The 538-nt window shown below is 63.2% G+C and carries 1 protein-coding gene; it reads right to left on the reverse strand.

Going from position 1 to position 538, the window contains the following annotated elements; genetic code table 11:
* A partial coding sequence (locus NLX94_RS38750) for an AfsR/SARP family transcriptional regulator (RefSeq protein WP_254388001.1) occupies positions 1-538 on the reverse strand: 538 nt, incomplete at both ends.

The following is a 538-nucleotide window of genomic DNA, read 5'->3' on the forward strand; positions in this document are numbered from 1 at the left end:
CTGCGGCCCGAAAGGAACAGGGCGATCATCAGCAGTCCGTGCAGGCGCTCGTTGTAGGGATTACGGGCCACCAGTTCACGCAGGCGGGCAATCGCCTCACCCCGCCGCCGGCCCAGCCGGACCTCCAGCGCGATACGGCCTTCCTCCACCGCCATCCACGACTCCTCCAGCCGCGACGCGGTGCTCTGGATCATCATTCCCTCACGCAGACCCGCCAGCGGAGCACTCCGCCACAATTTCGTCGCGGCCTGATAATGATGCAGAGCCAGCTCATCGTCATGACGTTCCTGAGCCGCCGAAGCAATTTCCCGATGCTGGTCGAACTCGACGATGTCGAGCATTCCCTCACCGATCGACAAATAATAGCCCGGCGGATCACCCATCAGCACCAGACGCCCACGCGCACTACTGCTGTGCAGCATCTTCCGCAGCTGCGAAACATACACCCGCAACGCCTGGAGCGCCGTCCGCGGCGGCCCCTGCGGCCACAGTTCATCGATGAGGGACTCAGTGGAGACGACCCTGTGATGATTCACCA

This window comes from Streptomyces sp. TBY4 (assembly GCF_024213195.1).
Taxonomy (GTDB): domain Bacteria; phylum Actinomycetota; class Actinomycetes; order Streptomycetales; family Streptomycetaceae; genus Streptomyces.